The organism is Rhodococcus sp. FH8 (genome assembly GCF_019266085.1).
Taxonomy (GTDB): domain Bacteria; phylum Actinomycetota; class Actinomycetes; order Mycobacteriales; family Mycobacteriaceae; genus Rhodococcus_F; species Rhodococcus_F qingshengii.
Genome location: NZ_LPNQ01000057.1, coordinates 247,429 through 265,189, shown reverse-complemented (window position 1 = coordinate 265,189; position 17,761 = coordinate 247,429). Strand labels below are relative to the sequence as shown.

At 58.7% G+C, this 17,761-nt stretch carries 13 protein-coding genes; 9 read left to right on the top strand and 4 right to left on the bottom strand.

Annotation, left to right across the window (positions count from 1 at the left end; genetic code table 11):
• The first annotated feature begins 20 nt into the window (after window positions 1-20).
• Together ATN38_RS03875 and ATN38_RS03870 are read left to right on the top strand one after the other, a co-directional pair.
• The gene (locus tag ATN38_RS03875) at window positions 21-908 is read left to right on the top strand and encodes a MazG family protein (RefSeq protein ID WP_080726611.1); all 888 of its coding nucleotides are present in this window, start codon (window positions 21-23) and stop codon (window positions 906-908) included.
• A 277-nt stretch (window positions 909-1,185) separates the two neighbouring features.
• Entirely contained in the window at window positions 1,186-1,971 is a 786-nt protein-coding gene (locus tag ATN38_RS03870) for a glycosyltransferase family 2 protein (RefSeq protein ID WP_003946311.1), read from the top strand.
• A gap of 2,215 nt (window positions 1,972-4,186) precedes the next feature.
• Here the strand turns inward: ATN38_RS03870 and ATN38_RS03860 are convergent.
• The gene (locus ATN38_RS03860; RefSeq protein ID WP_052416977.1) at window positions 4,187-5,113 is read right to left on the bottom strand and encodes an endonuclease/exonuclease/phosphatase family protein; all 927 of its coding nucleotides are present in this window, start codon (window positions 5,111-5,113) and stop codon (window positions 4,187-4,189) included.
• A gap of 228 nt (window positions 5,114-5,341) precedes the next feature.
• On the opposite strand from ATN38_RS03860, the gene ATN38_RS03855 reads away from it, so the two are divergent.
• The 7 genes from ATN38_RS03855 (at window position 5,342) to ATN38_RS03825 (ending at window position 14,373) form a co-directional block, all read left to right on the top strand.
• Complete coding sequence (locus tag ATN38_RS03855; protein ID WP_042449210.1) at window positions 5,342-6,295, top strand: glycosyltransferase family 2 protein; 954 nt, start codon at window positions 5,342-5,344, stop codon at window positions 6,293-6,295.
• The gene (locus ATN38_RS03850; RefSeq protein ID WP_064443930.1) at window positions 6,295-7,569 is read left to right on the top strand and encodes a hypothetical protein; all 1,275 of its coding nucleotides are present in this window, start codon (window positions 6,295-6,297) and stop codon (window positions 7,567-7,569) included. The genes ATN38_RS03855 and ATN38_RS03850 overlap by 1 nt, the downstream gene beginning before the upstream one ends.
• Window positions 7,559-9,361 (top strand): glycosyltransferase family 2 protein, encoded by a 1,803-nt coding sequence (locus tag ATN38_RS03845; RefSeq protein ID WP_064443931.1) that lies wholly within the window; start codon window positions 7,559-7,561, stop codon window positions 9,359-9,361. Before ATN38_RS03850 ends, ATN38_RS03845 begins: the two co-directional genes overlap by 11 nt.
• 239 nt (window positions 9,362-9,600) lie before the next feature.
• On the top strand, window positions 9,601-11,133 hold the full coding sequence (locus ATN38_RS03840) for a hypothetical protein (protein ID WP_144245860.1): 1,533 nt from the start codon (window positions 9,601-9,603) through the stop codon (window positions 11,131-11,133).
• Complete coding sequence (locus ATN38_RS03835) at window positions 11,126-12,283, top strand: glycosyltransferase family 4 protein (protein ID WP_042448895.1); 1,158 nt, start codon at window positions 11,126-11,128, stop codon at window positions 12,281-12,283. The genes ATN38_RS03840 and ATN38_RS03835 overlap by 8 nt, the downstream gene beginning before the upstream one ends.
• A gap of 32 nt (window positions 12,284-12,315) precedes the next feature.
• On the top strand, window positions 12,316-13,119 hold the full coding sequence (locus ATN38_RS03830) for a glycoside hydrolase family 16 protein (protein ID WP_037132772.1): 804 nt from the start codon (window positions 12,316-12,318) through the stop codon (window positions 13,117-13,119).
• Window positions 13,120-13,848: 729 nt separating this feature from the next.
• Entirely contained in the window at window positions 13,849-14,373 is a 525-nt protein-coding gene (locus ATN38_RS03825) for a hypothetical protein (protein WP_144245859.1), read from the top strand.
• Window positions 14,374-14,382: 9 nt separating this feature from the next.
• On the opposite strand, the gene ATN38_RS03820 is transcribed toward ATN38_RS03825, so the two are convergent.
• The 3 genes from ATN38_RS03820 to efeO form a co-directional block, all read right to left on the bottom strand.
• Window positions 14,383-15,210 carry a glycoside hydrolase family 16 protein gene (locus tag ATN38_RS03820; protein WP_052416980.1) on the bottom strand — a complete coding sequence of 276 codons (828 nt, stop codon included), beginning with the start codon at window positions 15,208-15,210 and terminating at the stop codon, window positions 14,383-14,385.
• 120 nt (window positions 15,211-15,330) lie between these two features.
• A complete protein-coding gene (gene efeB / locus ATN38_RS03815) occupies window positions 15,331-16,617 on the bottom strand; it encodes an iron uptake transporter deferrochelatase/peroxidase subunit (RefSeq protein ID WP_003946328.1) in 1,287 nt (428 codons plus the stop codon).
• On the bottom strand, window positions 16,618-17,748 hold the full coding sequence (gene efeO / locus ATN38_RS03810; RefSeq protein WP_003946291.1) for an iron uptake system protein EfeO: 1,131 nt from the start codon (window positions 17,746-17,748) through the stop codon (window positions 16,618-16,620).
• Window positions 17,749-17,761: the final 13 nt, after the last annotated feature.

Genomic DNA, 17,761 nt, shown 5'->3' with positions numbered 1-17,761 from the left:
TGCTCGACCCGTTTCGCCCCATGTCCGTTCCAATTGATGCCTTGACTGCCCTCGCCGGTCCTGTCGAGATTGCCGAAGATGTGCCATCGCAGGTTCGGGACCGATTTGCCGAGTCTGTACCCGGCGCCCGGGTATTGGTGACGACCGACCGCGAGTGTGAGGCGGCGCGCAGCAGGCTCGAGGATGGTGCACGTTTGATTGCCGCTGAACGCGTGAAGGGCGACGGACTTGTCGCAGCGAGTGCGTTGATGGACCGGATGTGGAGTTTTGGCGGCTGGGAGGTTGCTCAGACTCACGAGAGCTTGTCGAACTACCTCCTGGAAGAGACGTATGAGGTGCTCGATGCGATTCTGGCCGGCGACCGCGAGGCGCTGAACGAGGAACTCGGTGACCTTTTGTTGCAGGTGTTGTTTCATGCACGGATAGCGGAGTGCGAGCCAACTGCACCGCCAGTCGACATAGACACGATTGCCGGCGCATTGGTGGCGAAACTCTGCCACCGGAGCCCACACCTGGCCGGCGAACCGTCGGAGTCGGTCGACATTGCGGCGCAGGAGCGAGCATGGGATCAGCGAAAGGCGGAGGAGAAGTCGCGTGCCTCAGAGCTCGACGGCATTGCACAAAGCCAACCCGCAGCGATGCTGGCTGAGCAGTATGTGAAGAGGGCTGTCCGTGGAGGGTTCCCCGAGGACCTGGTACCGGTTGAGTTGCGGGACGCGGTTGCGCGGTCCCTTGACGCCGACGAGGCTCTTCGCCTCGAGGCTCAGCGCTTTGCTGAACACTTTCGTGATGCGGAGTCGATGATTCAGTCGTCGGCGAGAAATTCGGTGAATGTGCAGGGCGAGGAGCCTTCTGCTCGTTCGACCGCACGGTGGGCTGATGCTTGGCGAATTCGGCGGCTCCCGTGATTTGATTGCCGTTCTGTAGCTGAGTGGAAGGTCACCTGAGTTCGAGGCTGCGAAATAAACAAACTCAAGGTATGTTTATCTCCAGACAAGCAAACCGTGCCGCTCTACGTGCAGGGTTGGGGGTACCAACCGTTGGTTCGGTACAGGTCAAGCGAGAGGCGAGCCAGTCTTCGTCGGACGGTGGGGCGTTCGGCGGTTGGCCAACTATTTGCTTGAAGCCAAAGGTTCACCGTTTTTGATATCTGGCGGGGGACGCAACCGGGGAGACAGAGGACCAATGAGCGTGGACACAACTGACCGCATCCAGATATCCGAGCAGGAGCATGCACCGGCTTCACAGCGTCCCTCTGTGACGGTGGTGGTGCCGGCGATGAATGAGGCGAAAAATCTGCCTTACGTTGCAGAGCGGATGCCTGACGGAATCGATGAGATCGTTTTCGTCGATGGCCATTCGATCGATGATTCGGTGGATGTTGCCAAGCGGTTGTGGCCGAAGGCGACGATCGTAACGCAGACGAGACGAGGGAAAGGCAACGCACTCGCATGTGGATTTCGGGCGGCAACGAGTGACATTGTCGTCATGATCGACGCTGACGGTTCGACGGACCCTGCGGAGATTCCTTTGTTCGTCGATGCGCTTGTGCAGGGGGCCGACTTTGCCAAGGGGACACGGTTTGCGCAAGGAGGGGGGAGCGATGACATCACTTTTTCTCGTAAACTTGGAAACAAAGCACTGAATGGAATCGTAAACATCAAGTTCCGTGCGTCTTTCAGCGACCTATGCTACGGCTACAACGCGTTCTGGCGTCGCCACATACCTGTCATGAACCTGCCGGAGACTGGTACCGCGGAGGCGCAATGGGGCGACGGTTTCGAGATCGAAACCTTGATCAATGTTCGGGTAGCCAATGCAGGACTGAAGATATCCGAAGTGCCGAGCTACGAGCGCGACCGTATCTATGGCGAGAGCAATCTCAACGCAGTACGTGACGGATTTCGAGTACTGCGAACCATCCGGAGTGAGCGTCGGGTTCCGCTACGGGAAGCGGCTCGCGCAAAGTAGTCGGTGACTGGCGAAGGCCCTCCCACCTGTCCGGCGGGAGGGCCTTCCTACGTTCAATCCCCGCACGAGACGATCTCGATGTGTCAACATTGTTGGATGTCGACATTTCGCCTCACCGGTTCGAATCTGCAGTGTCGCTGCGGACATGCAAATGACGCCCACCGGCACTTGCGGTCGGGGAGTGATTGTGGCTTATGTGAATGCACTCGATTTCGCCGCAGCAGTGGTCTCCTGAGCCGAATCACTCAAAGCCTCCGGCGGCACTGAGAGTAGTCGTGAACTCGGGATTCCAAACGTCGTCAAGATTGAATTCTTCATTTCCTTGTGAACCGAGGCGCGAATCCTTGGTCCGATCAACGCGTGATCACCCTGCGAAAGCTGTCGAATCTCGATGGTGCCGAACGCTTTCCGTAGGCGTTGGACTCCGCTGCGACCGCGATTCTCGTTAAACCATTCCTCGTCGGTTGGTGATACAAGCACTGTCGTTGCGACGCCTGCTTGGACCAACGGCGCGAGAAGCACCTCTGGGACCTGCACGAGACCAATCCGACCCAATGCGAGCCAGACGCGATACGGCAATCGGTCACGAAGCTTGTCCTTGAACCTGACGGCCCAGTTGTGTGCTCGAAGCGCGAAGGTTCCTCGCGAGCATTCTGCAGGCGCGAGAGACTGGCTTCGCGTGAACTCTAATTGTCGCGTAGTCCACCGAAGGGGGTTGACTAGTATTGCGCGATTTGCTCCGAGTTCTGCGGCAGCGATTGCGGCACTCCACGATCCGGAGCACAAGCCGGCAACTACCAGGTTTTCTGGGCACACGCCAGCGTTTCTGGCTGCCTCTACGCCATCAACGCGTTGCTCGGGTGTGTAGATGGTGCTGATTTCTCGATCCTGCGCAGCGGTCGTTTCGCCGGTTGAAGTGCGGTCGAAGCGGATAGTCGTGATTCCGTAGCCTGCCAACTCTCTTGCCAACTCAACCCAAAGGCGACTGGGACCGATCCGGTGTTCGGACGCGGTGCCATATAGAACTAGAGTCGGGCCGCCGGGGATGCTCGAGGCCGGCGCTGTGCGGATAGTCAGCATACGGTTCGTGCCGGCGTAGGAGATGTATTCGGTGATCGGGATTTCGAACTGAGAGTTCAACAAGGTCGTGGAATGACGAAGATGTGCGGTGACACTTGTGCGTGGCGAGCGCGTCGAATCGCCAATCCATTGCGCCAGAGAAGACACTGTATGCCAGGGTATTTGGACCGCGAAGTCGGCTGGCTCGATGAAGGGGGCCTGGCCGTCGATGTTCATGTGGTCAGCTGACAGTGATTCTACGAGTTGTCTTACTCGTGCAGTGTCGGCGTGCTCTGGCCGCGACGCAACTAGGACCTTAATTGAAGGGTCGATGGGCAGCGCAGTGAGATTCATACCCGAAAGACGTTGTGCAGCAAGTGGGTGCACCGACATCCCGACGAGCGGGATGAGTGGATCGTCGGCATCGGGGGCCGCTGTGAGCCGATTCAATGCCTTCTGCTGCTGAACGAACGTGCGCCCACGGATGACGGGATCCCAAAGTACCAGCGTCGTCATATCTCGTATCCTCGACGCCGCGGAAGTTGCGACCAACGCGCCTACTCGCAGCCCGACCAGTGTGATCTCGCGAACTCCGCAGGACTGGAGAAACTCAGCAGCCTCCACGACGCTCGACTCCCATATCTGGACAGCGTCTTCTCGGGTCTGTTCACCGGACGAGTCACCTGTGCCTAGATAGTCGAACCGAAGGACTAACATGCCCTGCGCGCAAAGTTTTTGAGCCAGGAGCATCAGGCCGCGATAAGAATCGACATGCTCCTTTCCGATCGGAGGGCACAGCACGACCCCTCCGCGTGCTGTGCCCCCAGCCGGAACGTGCAGTGTGCCGAACAGTGGCGAAGCCTCGTTGCCGAACCAAGTCGTGAACTTTCCGCCATCGGTGGCCACATGCGTTGAGGATGCGCTCTTGTTTATCTCGATGGTGTTCCCAGCAGTGCTCGGTGACGCTCCGAAATGACATGTCGAGCTTGCCGGTTCGACGTGACCGCGCGCTAACCGCATCTGAATCCTTCGACATCCGATTGGACTGAGAGGATGTCCTCAGTCGAGAACGTACTCATCGACAGCTGATCTGCCACAAAACAATCTACAGGTTTGTTTTGGAAATTGCCAGACAGTTGCGGAAAGTTGACTTTCGTCAGCGCTGAACGAGTGTGCTCACGATTGCGAGGTGGTCGGAGCCAGCGATCTCGACGGTATCGAACGTTGTCGCCGTCAGTTCGGGCGGGACGAGAATATGGTCGAGAGCGGCGAATGGCGGCCACGACCAGTTCGCGGGAAAGGTGTTCACGTAGAACCGACCAGCCTGCCTCGCGGCATCCTGCGTTCCACCATGCAGTAAACCTCGAAACTGTCGGTGATCGACGGTTGCGTTGAAGTCGCCGGCGATAACGAGTGGGTTGAGATTCGTGTCCAATAGTGCGCGGATTTGTGCGAGTTCATTGATCCAGTTCGTGGAATCCTGATCTTGTATCGGGGCTGTGATGTGTGTCGCCACCAGGTCGTATTTTCCGCCTTTGAATTCGATTGTTCCTGCGACGCAGGCAAACCCGAACCCTTCCATTTGACGGGGTTCGCTGATCGGGAATCGGCTCCACAGTCCGGTTCCTCGTGCGTCATTGTCTGGCCGGATGACGCTGAACGGGAAGATCCCGGGCATTCCTGCAACTTCCAGTGCGGCCGCAAAGGCCGGGGTCAATTCCTGTACCGCGACAGCGTCGACGTTGTGAAGTCTCGCTGCATCGACGACTGCGTCCACGTCGGCCGCACCCTTTGCGACATTGATCGACATGATTCGCATGGCCTCGCCTGTCCGAGGCGGGGTGACGGGCACCGCGACCTGTGTGCCGATTGCAAACATGATCATCGCCAGCCCGATGATCGAGCCGACCCACTCGCGAGTGGCGAGCAATGTCAGCGTTGCAGGCACCATTGCGAGCGGTAGGTATGGCACTGCGATCACCAGTGAAAGCAGTGCGGGGTTGCGTAGCGGCAAGTATCGAAGGACGAGCAGTCCTGCGCCCACGACGAGGGTGGTCCAGCATGCCCATTTCAGAAACGTCACAACCTCGGTTGTACCGCATCGGTGAAATGATCGCTGGGACGTTACTGGGGTACATTGGTCCACGACAGTCGGCGGGGGAACCGTCAAGTAAATAGCCAAAGAACAGACCGATAGTCTGTCAATCTGGGCTTTTGTGGCGACTGAGATGTTTTGGTCTGTGTGTCCAGGCGGTGGTCCGGACGCGAGCGGGACGGGAAATCGGCCGGCACGATGATTGGAGACGTGACCATGGTCACACGACATGGCCTCAATTCGAATAGCGGTGCGGTAAGCGTCGTCATGGCTTGTTATTCGATGGAGCGGTTGCGGGGGATAGTTGCTGCTGTTCATTCGATTGCAGCGCAGACCTTGCAGCCTGCCGAGATCATCGTTGCGGTCGACCACAATCGCTCGCTCGCGCACACCTTGCGCCGCGAAATGCCGGGCATCTGTGTGATCTCCTACGAGGACGGGCCTCGAGGTGCGTCTGGCGCTCGCAACGCTGGAGTTGCTGTCGTGTCGACGCCCTACACTGCCTTCATCGATGACGACGAGATTGCTGACAGCAGCTGGTTGTCGGAGCTGATCAAACCGTTCGCGGACGAGCGGGTCGTCGGGACGGGCGGACGGTACAGGGCAGTATGGCGATCACCCAAGCCTGATTGGTTTCCGGACGAATTCGGGTGGGTCGTCGGAGAATCGTTTCACGGAATGCCGATCGAGACCTCCCGTGTTCGCAACGTCTGGAGTGGCAGCATGGCCGTTCGTACAGCGGCTTTCCGCGCGGTCGGAGGATTTCGAGTCGGGTTCGGCAAGAGCGGCGAGCGATCGCAACCCGAGGACACCGACCTGTGTATCCGAATGGCGGAACTTGGCAACGACTTTCATTGGATGTACGTGCCGACATCGGTGATCGATCACGATATTCCTTTGGAACGCAGCACGTTTCGCTTCTTCCTGGCCCGCTGCTATTCCGAGGGGAAGGGAAAGATCGAACTGCGAGACGACCGGAACGGCTCGGAGGAACTCGACGATGAGCGTGACTACGTGCGCAGTGTTCTCACCAGCGGGCTTCGGCGATACGTCTTGGGGGGTCGGGTGTCCCTGTCGAGGGCAGGGGCCGTAGTTGCCGGAATCGTTTCGGCGGGTATGGGCGCCCTGTCCGCTATCGTGTGCAGGCGTCGGCACTTTGTAGGCCCGTGATGACGAACAAGGGACCGCGAATCTACGCGGATGCAGCGTCGATGGCGTCGTCCCAGGTCATCAATGCCGCACTAGGCATGGGATTTTGGGCAGTCGCGGCTGTAGTTTTACCGCCGGCACAGCTGGGCGTCATGACAGCGCTGCTTGCGCTCGTTACCGCTCCGGCAATGGTAATCGGTACCGGAGTCGGCGATGTCTTCAATTCGATGATGCCCGCAGCAGGTGCAAGCCTCGGCGCCGTGCACCGGCGAGGTCTGCGGGTGTTCTACATGTTGTCGGTTCCTGTGGGCGTCATTGCAGCAGTCGCGGCGGTTTGGTTCATTCCGGAAGTGAGGGGCTCGATTCCGGTTGCCTGCCTGGTGTTTGTGGGTGTTGTCGTCTGGGGCATGTTCATTCTGCAGAACAGCACTTTGACCAGTTTGGACGAGTCCCGGAAGCTGCCCTTGATCAACGGGATCGTCAGCGCTGGTCGCATTGGTGTTCTTCTCGCGTTGGTGTGGTTAGCGAATTGGCAACCGGTGGTCATGTCGACGGTCGTGGTAGGCGGAGCGTCGGTTGTGTTCATGCGGTTGATGATCGGCCGTATCGTCGAACGGCGATCGGCTACCTCGCCCCCTGGCCTGTGGACTGAAGGCAACGCGTCGGCTGAGGTCGTGAGAATGTGCAGGCAAGCTGTCCCGACCCAAGCCATGGGTGTCGGGGTGATCCTTCTGATGCCATTTCTCGTCACCGCCTATTCCGGTCCAGTTCAGGGCGCAGTTTTCTCTCTTTCGATGAGCATCGCACAGACTCTCGAATTCGTCGGCTCTGCCATGGGGACTTCCCTCGTGGTTCACGCCTCGAAGAACCCGAAAGATGGTTCCAAGATGGCGTTGGTTTTGTTTGTGAGGGTTTCTGTTCTGGTCGCGGTGGGCGGGGTATTGGTCTCGCTGGGTGCACCGATTATCTTCGGAATACTCGATCCCGAGTATCTGGATTTGGATGCCGAACTTGTCGTGATCATCCTTGCGATCGGGTCGTTGATGAGAACGATGTTCGTGGTGTGGTCTGCGTTGCAGCGAGCGAGGCGCGAGATCGGACCATTGGTGGTCATCAACGGTCTGTTCGCCGGACTTCTCATGGTGGTCTTGCCTTTCGCGTGCTTTCTCTGGGGAGCTGTGGGTGCTGCGGTTGCTGTCGGTGTGGCCCAGACGGCGGCTAGCATCGCCGCAGTCTTCGGGATAGCTCGGCGTCGAGATGCAATAAGAAGGCGGGTGTTTCAGTATGAGGTTTGAAGAAGATGTCAGAAATCAGGACGCCGGTGAGCCAGCCGCACAGGGCCTTCGGCGTGATGGACTCACGAATCTCGATCCGGTGATGACGCCGACGGCCGGAATCGAATTGTGGGCAGGGGCCATTTGGATAGGTCAGGTGGACGAGTGGGAGCTACTTGCATCGAGTGTCATCGAATTGACCGGGGGAACAGCGTACGGACGTGCTCGCCTGCTGGTCGCCCGACTCAACGGATCATTTGCCTTTGTCGAGGTTCAAGTCGCGAACGGAATGATCAGATCGAAGGAAGTACTGGCCTACTTGCCGGATTCCGAGCCTGTAACCACTTCACCGGCTCCCGAAGTGCCTGTCACATTGATCATTTGCACGATGAATCGACCGGACATGCTCCGTGAAGTTTTGACTTCACTCGCCGATCTCGACTACCGAAACTACGACGTGCTTGTCGTGGACAACGATCCTTCGTCCGGGTTGACACCGCCGATAGTGGACGCTTTTGCCGGAGTTCGGATCGTTGATGCGCCGGAACGTGGCCTGTCCAAGGCACGAAACATAGGCCTAGTTGCGGCCACTGAAGAGTTCGTGGCATTTACGGATGACGATGTCGTGATTGACAAGAACTGGCTCCGTGAGTTGGTCGGCGGATTCGCAGTCGCGGAGGACGTCCACATCGTCACAGGTCTCGTGCCGACAGGTGAGGTATCGACTCCTGCTCAAGCCTTTTTCGATCGTCGCGTGAGTTGGTCGAAGAATCTTGTGCGAACGACGTACCGCTTGTCAGCTCCGCCTGAGAACGACGCTCTGTTCCCTTTCCGTGTGGGCGATTTCGGGACGGGTGCCAATTTCGCGGTAAGACGATCCGTGATGCTCGAACTCGGCGGATTCGACGAGGGGCTAGGGGTGGGATCGCCGTCAGGCGGCGGTGAAGATATCGACATGTTCGTCAGGGTCATTCTCGACGGGGGTGCGCTGGTCTACGCGCCTGCTGCGCGAGTCTGGCACCGCCATCGCATCGATTCAGCGGGATTGAGTAAACAGATGGCCGACTACGGCCTCGGCTTGGGAGCCTGGTTGACGAAACTCGCTATGGATCCGCGAATAGCGATGATGTTGGCGACGCGTATGGTCAAGGGACTTTCGCACTTCGGGAGCGTCTCCCAACCTGAAGAAGGTCAGATTCGACTTACACCCGATCTTGACAAATTGCCTTGGATCGAGCGGCGCGCATTGTTGCGAGGCCCCGCAGCGTTGGTGCGCTCGCGTTTGGGGGGATTGCGGGGGCGACCACTTCTCCCGAAGGGAACGCGCCCGGTGCGCAGTTCGATAGCCGTCGAATTTCCCGGCGCTAGGTCGATTCGTCGGGCGACTGCGATGGTTGACGCGCGGTGGCCGACCGACGAGCACAGACTGGCAATTCTGGGATTGGTCGGTGGAGTTTGTGGTCTGGTCGGCGCCGGCCTGGGCGCGATCGGCGCTCTCACCGGTGTAGCCGTGATCGTTTTTGTCGCGGTCGGCCCGGGTGCGGCAATTATGTCGTACATGCCTGATCAACCTGGCTACGTACGGGTCGCAGCTGTTCCGGCCCTGGGGATCTCGATCGTCGTGCTGATGACATTCCTGATGACCACAATCGAGGAGTACTATCCCTTTTCGCAGCTCGTGATTCCCAGTCTCGCTACCATCGGAGCATCTCTAGTTCGACTTCTCACCCTCGATAATCGCCCGGAAGTTTCCGGTCGCGAAAACCTCAAGCGACGTATCGGGGCTGTCCTGTCGGGGTTCCGGCGGTCATGACGAGATTGAAGGAGCGTAACGAGCTGTCGTCGACGAAGTCATATGATGCTCCGACTGACCGGCTGACGATTGCTGTCGTATCCGACAGAAAGAGGCGCGATTGGATTTCGTGGGGGATTCTCGTTGCAGCACTGGTGAGTTGGTGGATCGCTGCCCCTTCGCTGTCGACTGCACAGGCGTCGGATTTCGGCCTGCTGTTCGCGGCGTCACCGTTCTTCGCCGGTGCAATCACTTTGTCGGTGATCGGCTTCGCAGTCGCAATGTCACGAAGGAACGACCGTGCAGCGTTCGGCGCGGTGGTGACTGTTGCGCTCGTGCAGAGGACCGCGACACTCATGGCGTCCGATGTGCCGCTGTATACCTGGACGTACAAGCATCTTGGGGTCACGGATCTGATCCAGCGAAGCCATTTCCTGGCACGAGGTGTCGATGTGTACAACGGGTGGCCTGGCCTCTTCACGGCAACGGCTTGGTTCTCTCGCGTTACCGGCGTGCCGGACATAACCGTTGCGAACTGGTTCGCGATCGCTGCGCATCTCCTCATGGTGATTCTGTTCTACTGCATGGCGAGGGCGTGGAGGCTGGATGTCCCGACCGCTATTTCCGCCACGTTTCTCTTCGAGGTGCTCAATTGGGTGGCGCAGGATTACTTCGCCCCTCAATCGCTGGCTCTGATCCTAGTTCTTGCGTTCTTAACCCTGGTTGGATCCTCGCGAGACCGACCTAACCTTGTCGTCGTCATGATCGTGGTCTTCTGCGCGATAGTAGTCACTCACCAACTCACTCCGTATTGGATGGGATTGATCCTGTTGGCGCTCATGATCTTTCGAATGCTTCGGCCGTGGTGGTTGACATTCGTGTTCGCTGCAATAGCCATTGGTTTCCTCATCTACAACTGGGACAGTGCAGGTGACTTTGCGAAATTCTCTTTCGACGTGACGTCGAACGCGAAGTCCAACCTCGCCGGAGCGAATCTCACGCCGACTGCAGGACAGGCATTTGCAAGTAAGACGATGCGTTTCTTGACTGTCGGACTGTTGGTTTCCTCCGCGGTCACGGCAATTATCATGTGGCGCAAGAAGATGCCGGTACTTGCTCTCGCGATTGTCGCGTTTTCTCCCCTCGCCATTCTGGCCGGGCAAGGCTATGGTGGTGAAGCGATCTTTCGTGTCTATCTTTACTGTTTGGTGGGTTGTTCCCTGCTGCTTGCATTTCCGGTCACTGCGATGCTCCGCGCGTGCCGAGCCTCGAGGATGAAGCTAATAGCGGCGGGCATCCTGCTCATCGGTGTCACGCTGTCTTCATCAGAAGCGTATTTTGGTGCGTGGTTCGCCTACTTGACGAAACCTGCAGTAGTCAAGGGCGCTTCCGAGGTGTTGGAGTCGGCGGATCCCTATGGTGTACTGAGGGTTCCGTCCCCGGCGTGGCCTGATCGGCCAACTCAGGCTTATCTGCGGTTGGCCGGCCTCGATCCGAAGTTCGATGTGCAACCGGAGGCCGCGACTCTTTTCTACGGTGCAGACTTTGCGACTGACGAAGAGTACGCGAAGTTCAATGAATACTTCGTCGCTGACCACCGGACAACGTACTTCGCGATTTCCGATCAAATGGTTTTCTACAATTGGTACTTCGGGCTCTCCCCACGGGACGCATTGCCGAATCTGGAGGCACGAATGCGGTTGGACCCGATGTGGAAAGTCTTCCTCGAAGGTAGTGGATTCGTAGTCTTCGAGCGAGTGGCCGTTAAGGATGAAAGTGGTAACGATGGCTGATCGCAGGCTGCGAATTCTTGCGTCGACGCTGACTCGCGATGTCACGGGTATCGAGCACAGTGTTATTCGGTTGCTCCCACGTCTCGGTGAGCAAGGTGTGAACGTTGTCATGGCCGCGCCCTCTGGTGGTGAGCTCGAACAGACGTGGAACGAGATGGGACTCGAATTCATACCGATGCCAGACGGGGCGCGTGTCGGTCTGCGTGATTCCTCTGGCGCTTCTCAGACTCCGGCGAAGTTGTTGTCGCAGATCCCGCGGTCTGCGACGTGGGTTTCAAAGCTTTTGGTACATGCTCGGCGTGCTGATGTCGTCCACTCGAATTCGCTCTTGTCACATCTGGATTGCGTTGCGGCTGGCAGGTTGGCGCGAACACCTGTTGTGCTCGAGATTCACGACATACTCGACCCGGGGCGAGGTCGGAGTCTGCTGAGTTCGGCCGTTCGTGGGGCCTCAGCCGCGATCGCAGTGAGTAATGCTGCACGGCAGCAGCTTTCGAAGGCGGCTCAGGGAAAGACGACAGTAGTTCCTCAGGGCGTCGATTCGGCGGTCTTTGCGCCAGGACCAGCTACGGTGCGAGCTGAGCTCACCGATGCCCCCGATTCTGCATTGGTCGCAGTCATTGGACGGGTCGACCCTGTCAAAGGAATCGACACCTTGATCGAGGCAGTATCCCAGATCCGTTCCCGCGGCAAGGACTTACATCTGGTCATCGTTGGCAGGTCGAGCCCGGGGAACGAGCGCTATGGCGAGAATCTTCGCCGAAAAGCTGCGGAATTGGCTCCTGGTGCTGTCAGATTTGTCGGACAACGGAACGATGTTGCGGCCATTTTGCGGTCGGTTGACATCCTGTGTGTTCCCTCCGTGCGAGAACCCTTCGGGCTCATAGCGATCGAAGCGATGTCAGTTGGTACTCCGGTGGTGGCCAGTCGGACCGACGGTTTCCTCGATTACGTCGTCGATGGTGAAAACGGACTGCTGTCCGTACCGGGTGATTCCGCAGACGTGGCCGGGAGAATTCTGTCCCTTCTGGATGACAGGCAGCTTCGCGCTCGGTTGGTGACCGGTGCACGCAGGTCGGTATTGGAGGACCACGCGGTCTCAGCGCGAGCTGATCGACTGATTGACGTCTATCGAAGGGTTGCGAAATGAGTGGGAGTACGCGTGTCGTGGTGCGGGCTGGGATGATTCTCTCGGTGGCCTCACTACTATTGGCTACTTCGTGCACCACCGGTGAACCCCCGAGTCCAATGATGCGAATGGTCTCAAGCGATTTCGGCACAGACGAATTCGATGGTGCTGCAGGGGATTCTCCTGACGCGGCGATGTGGGGATTCGATGTCGGGGGCGGAGGTTGGGGAAATCAGGAGAAGCAGATCTATACCGACAACGCCGAAAACGCGCGTTTGGATGGAAACGGTAATCTCGTGCTCGAAGCTCGTCGGGTCCTGGGGGGATTCACTTCGGCGAGGATCGTGACAAGGGACAAGTTTTCGTTCACCGAGGGCACGATTTCTGCCCGCATAAAGTTCCCGATGGCGCAGGGAATCCATCCGGCATTCTGGTTACTCGGCGAGAATTTGGCGACGGTGGGCTATCCGGAGAGCGGCGAGATCGATGTAATGGAGTTGGTGCACAATGCCACTGAGTATCACAACGCAATCCACGGTCCGTGGTCCGATCCTTCTGCACACACAGAAGGCAAGTGGAAGATGTCGTCGGATGGTTATCTCGGCGGTGATGCCTCGGACACCTTCCATGTCTACGAGGTGACGAGAAGATCTGACTCCATCTCGATCTTCATCGACGGTGTAATGGTGGGCGAGTATTTGCGCAGCGAGTCGCCGGACGGCTCCAAATGGGTATTCGACAAGCCGTTCTATGTCGTAATGAACATAGCGGTGGGCGGAGAATGGCCCGGGCCGACGGATGCAACCACCCCGGAGGTGTCGACCTTGACCGTCGACTGGATTCGATTCACGCCTTGAAAGTGAATAATGTCTAGGTACAAAATTTCTGCAGTTGATCAGATGCGGGTTCGTGATCGTGCGCTCGTCATCGGCGGACCAGTTGGTGTCATCTCGTCGAGTGATCTGCGGAGCGCGCTGATCGAGATTGCTCGGATCGGTCCGCAGACGAGGTTCGGATTGCGCGCGGATTCCTCTCGCCGTCGTTGGCTGTTCGATCCGGATGCTGTTGGCGCGGCAGTCGAAGAAGTTCCGCCCACCGACGCGGCGGACATTTCGAGATTTGCGACCGCCGTATTCAATTCGGATTTGACGCACTCGTCGATCCGAATCGTTGCGTCGGGGGAGTATGTTGCATGTTTGGGTTCGCACGGCATCTCCGACGGGATCGGTGGTTCGCGATTGTGGGCTGCCCTTGTCAGCACCGCTCAATCAGGGCAACTACCCTCATCTCTGCATACAGCGGAGTCGAGACTTCCTTTGTCGCGCACAATTATTCGGTCTTTTGCAGCTGATCCTCGGCGGCTCGGAGCGGCCGTTCGATGGCATTCGCACGTGCGTGGAACACGGATTGAGGCGGTTTCGGCGACTCGCCGAACGCCCTGGCGGCCCAACCCGGTCAGTCTTTCGCTCCCGATGGATCCGCAAGTTGCACGTCGACTAGTGTGCTGGCGCGACGAGCACGCACCGTCGGCGTCTCTGCGCGCGATAACACTGTTTGTTTTTCTTGCTGCCTTGCGAGGTCATGGAGTGGAAACCGCGTCCAATGCGCTCGTGTTGATGGACGCGCGCAGATATGCGCATCCGTCGACCGTGGTCAATGGTAATTTTGCTGTGGGGCAATATGTTCCGGTGGGTGAATCCGTGACTTTGTCGGAGGTCAGTCGGGGTATCGCGGGGGCACTCGTTTCGGGTCACCCGTTGCTGACCCTTTCAGCGATCAGTGCGAAGGCGACTGTAGCTTCGGTCCTCGGGAGGTCCCACGCCACGGTCGCCGAGGCGAGCGTGAGCATCAAGCCTCACGCCTTGGTTTCATACTCGGACATAGGTCGTCTTCCCAATTCGGATGAAATCAGATGGACAGGCGATCCGCTGTGTGTGGCGGCCACCGATCCATATGGAGCGGAAGGAATCGCGTTCCTCGGTGCAGAGATCGATGGGCGACGTCACTTTTCAGTTACCTTCCACAGCAACGTATTCGATACCGAAATGATCAGGAGGGTGCTTCGAGCGGTCGCTTGCGATCCCACCGCACTGCTGGATGAATGTCGGTAACTCCGCGTATCAGTTCTCGTGGAACCAACGTACGTAGTCGACAGTCATCGTGGATGGCCAAGGTGTGGTGGAATCGGTTAAACCTGGCCAGGTTCCACCAACGGCAATATTCAGTAAGGTGTATGCGGGAGCGTCGAACACCCATGCCTCCGCTCCGGATACCTGTGACCGATCGAGGTACAGCATTCGAACGCCGTCGATGTAGGTCTCGATTCGTCCGGGCCGCTTGAGTATCCCGTAGGTGTGGAATGCGGTGAAGTCGGTGCCGGGTCGTGCGCCGCCGACACTGCGGTCCCAAACTCCGGTCACTCGTGTTCCTGATTTGGTAGGGCCGTGCACGGCGCTCGTGTATGTCTTCGCATCGTTGATGGTTTCGATTGCGTCGATTTCGCCACAGCCGGGCCAACCGGCTGTATATAGATTCGTGCCGAGCGTCCAGAATGCCGGATGCATGCCCTTTCCTGCTGGCAGTTTTATTCGCGCCTCGACTAGTCCGTAAGTGAAGTCGACCTTGCCGAAAGTTCCAAGTCGTGCGGAAGTGATTGTGTTGCCTACTTTTTGGGCCTGAATGAGGAGATTTCCTTGCCCATCCAGTCTCGAGTTGGACCGCGAGTCGGTGTACACCTGCTTTTCGTTGTTCCCCCAACCTCCGCCGGTTTCGTAGCGCCAGATGGCTGGGTTGGGGGCTGAATTTGCAGGGCCATTGAACTCGTCGTATGCATAGACCGTAAAACGATCTGCTGCGCGTGCTGGCGACATAAGAGGAGGCAAGCTAATCGTTGCCGTCGCCAGAGTCGTTGAAAGAAGGGCAATTCGAAGAAGTGCTGAAATTCTCATGCGCAGATCGTATGGGCGAGATATCACCTTCGGGACCATTGATCCCAAGATTGTTATCAGTTCGATATATAAAATTACTCGAAGTTTGTTAGCAAGTGTGGTATCCAACCAATTGATCGACTATTTGGGGTTGAACAGTGTTTCGCCCCAGTAGCTCCCGTCGGCGAGACCGCCGGGGCAAGCGAAGACCGCAGAACCGACGTGCTGGATGTATTCGTTCAGCGCATCGTGTCGTGAAAGGTTTTGCTGCATCGGAACAAACTGCTCGACCGGATTCCGGCAGTATGCAACGAAGAACAGTCCCGCGTCCAGGTGGCCGAAGCCGTCGGAGCCGTCCGTGAAGTTGTATCCGCGGCGCAAGATCTGAATCCCACCGAGTTCCTCGGCAGAGGCCAGGCGCACGTGTGAATCCTCCGGGATGACGAAGTCGTGTCCCATTTTGGAATCGAGATCGAGCTCGTCGAACTCGTCCTTGCCACCGAGCGGCGCTCCGCTCCGTTTGGAGCGGCCGATGACAGCTTCCTGTTCCTTGAGTACTGCGCGATCCCACTGCTCGATCAGCATGCGGATTCGTCTGGCGACGAGGAATGATCCGCCTGCCATCCAGGCCTGATCGTCAGTGGGATCAACCCAGACGTGCTGGGCGAGTGCGTTTGGATCTTCCGCCTTGATGTTGGCTGTTCCGTCCTTGAACCCGAACAGATTTCGTGGTGTCGCCTGCGTCGTCGAGGTCGAGGATGTTCGTCCGAACCCGAGTTGCGACCATTTGACCGACGCGGTCCCGAACGCGACTCGCGCGAGGTTGCGGATCGCATGGACGGCAACCTGGGGATCGTTGGCGCACGCTTGGATGGCGATGTCGCCCCCGCTCCGATTCGGGTCGAGGTTGTCCGCACGGAAGTGGGGGAGATCGAGCAGGGCAGCAGGTTTCTTGTCTGCGAGACCGAACCGGTCGTCGAAAAGTGACGGTCCGAATCCGATGGTCAGGGTGAGTTGCGACGGCGCGAGATCGAGTGCCTCACCCGTATCGCTCGGTGGTGCATACGGACCGTCGCCGGTCGCTCCGTCCTCGGTTGCTTCCTGACCCGCCGTCATTCGTTCGGCCATCGCCGTCCACGTCTGCAGCAGCGTGATCAGTTCGTCGCGCGACTTCGTCGTCACATCGAAAGCGACGAAGTGCATACGATCCTGGGCCGGCGTCGTGATGCCTGCCTGATGCTCGCCGCGAAAGGCCACCACGTCTGCGTGATCGGCGCCGGAACTCTCGTCGGCGGTCACCCGCCCGATGACGGCACCGGCACCGGCCAGGACGGCGCCGGCCCCCACCGCGCCGAACAGTCGGCGCCGTGAGACTGCGTGCGGTGCTGCGTTTTCCGCAGCGGGTGTGCCTTCTGGTGAATCAGTCATCTACTGTCCCGCGACTACTTCCTGGACCTGGCTGACCTCGGCGGACAGTGCATCGATTTTACGCGAGAGTTCCTGACGCTGCGCCTCGGTGACGGTGTCGTAGTACACGAATCCGTCGCCGACCCGGAACTGCGCCAGCGCAGCGTCGAGGTCGGCGAATCGGTCAGCGATGCGCTGGGCGAGCTCGGGATTACGTTCCTGCAGAATCGGGTTCAGTGCCGCGATCGCCGCTTGCGAGCCGTCGACGTTGGCCTGGAAATCCCACAGGTCGGTGTGCGAGAAGATGTCTTCCTCGCCGGTGATCTTGGAAGTCGAGATCTCGTCGAGCAGTCCTTGGGCGTCGCCGGCGATCTTGGTTGGATCGATCGTGTAATCCTCGGCATTCAGCTGGTCGGCAAGATACTGAATGTCTTCGAGCAGTTGATCGGCGACCGCGTTGGTATCCGGCTGAAGCCCGGTCACCCACAAATCTTTCTCGAGGCGGTGGAATCCCGTCCAGACCTGACCGGGCTCCAGATCCGCTTCGCGCAGGTCCAGCTTGGGATCGAGTTCGCCGAAGCTCTCGGCTTCGGGTTCGATGCGCTCGTAGTAGGTACGTGCGATCGGGAAGAGTGCCTTCGCCTGGTCGACGTTGCCGGACTGGACGGCGGCGACGAACTGAGCTGCGGTGTCCTGCAGCGCGACGATCTGGCTGCGGATGTACCTCCGGTAGCCGTCGGCAGCTTCGGCGAGTTGGCCGCTCTCGTCGGTGGCCGCCTGCGAATCGCCCGTGACGACGAAGTCCTGACGGATGCCGGTTCCGACCATGCCCGGCTTGCACGCGAGTTGATAGGTCGCAGCCTCGGGGAGGGAGACGATCAGCTGCCGGGTAAGGCCGGGGCCGATGTTCTCGACTTCGCCCATCGCTCGATCGCCCTCGGCGAAGACGTAGAACTCGGTGACCTTCGAGCCGTTGTTCGTCACCTGGAACGTCGAACTGCCAGTGGTTCCAGTGGTGGCACTGACGTCACACGAATCGTCGGTGGCCGTGACGACGATGTCGCCGTCGCTCGCGGTCGTCTTCTCGGTGCATGCGGCGAGGGAGAAGGGAAGTACCGCGGCCGTGGCCAGTACGAGGGTGGATTTACGCATGTCGGCAATGCCT

Coding starts and splice junctions, on each gene's coding strand:
- ATN38_RS03820 (WP_052416980.1), bottom strand. CDS start 15,210: ATGAGAATTTCAGCACTTCTTCGAATTGCCCTTCTTTCAACGACTCTG.
- ATN38_RS03835 (WP_042448895.1), top strand. CDS start 11,126: ATGGCTGATCGCAGGCTGCGAATTCTTGCGTCGACGCTGACTCGCGAT.
- ATN38_RS03870 (WP_003946311.1), top strand. CDS start 1,186: ATGAGCGTGGACACAACTGACCGCATCCAGATATCCGAGCAGGAGCAT.
- efeO (WP_003946291.1), bottom strand. CDS start 17,748: ATGCGTAAATCCACCCTCGTACTGGCCACGGCCGCGGTACTTCCCTTC.
- ATN38_RS03855 (WP_042449210.1), top strand. CDS start 5,342: ATGGTCACACGACATGGCCTCAATTCGAATAGCGGTGCGGTAAGCGTC.
- ATN38_RS03850 (WP_064443930.1), top strand. CDS start 6,295: ATGACGAACAAGGGACCGCGAATCTACGCGGATGCAGCGTCGATGGCG.
- ATN38_RS03845 (WP_064443931.1), top strand. CDS start 7,559: ATGAGGTTTGAAGAAGATGTCAGAAATCAGGACGCCGGTGAGCCAGCC.
- ATN38_RS03830 (WP_037132772.1), top strand. CDS start 12,316: ATGATTCTCTCGGTGGCCTCACTACTATTGGCTACTTCGTGCACCACC.
- efeB (WP_003946328.1), bottom strand. CDS start 16,617: ATGACTGATTCACCAGAAGGCACACCCGCTGCGGAAAACGCAGCACCG.
- ATN38_RS03875 (WP_080726611.1), top strand. CDS start 21: ATGTCCGTTCCAATTGATGCCTTGACTGCCCTCGCCGGTCCTGTCGAG.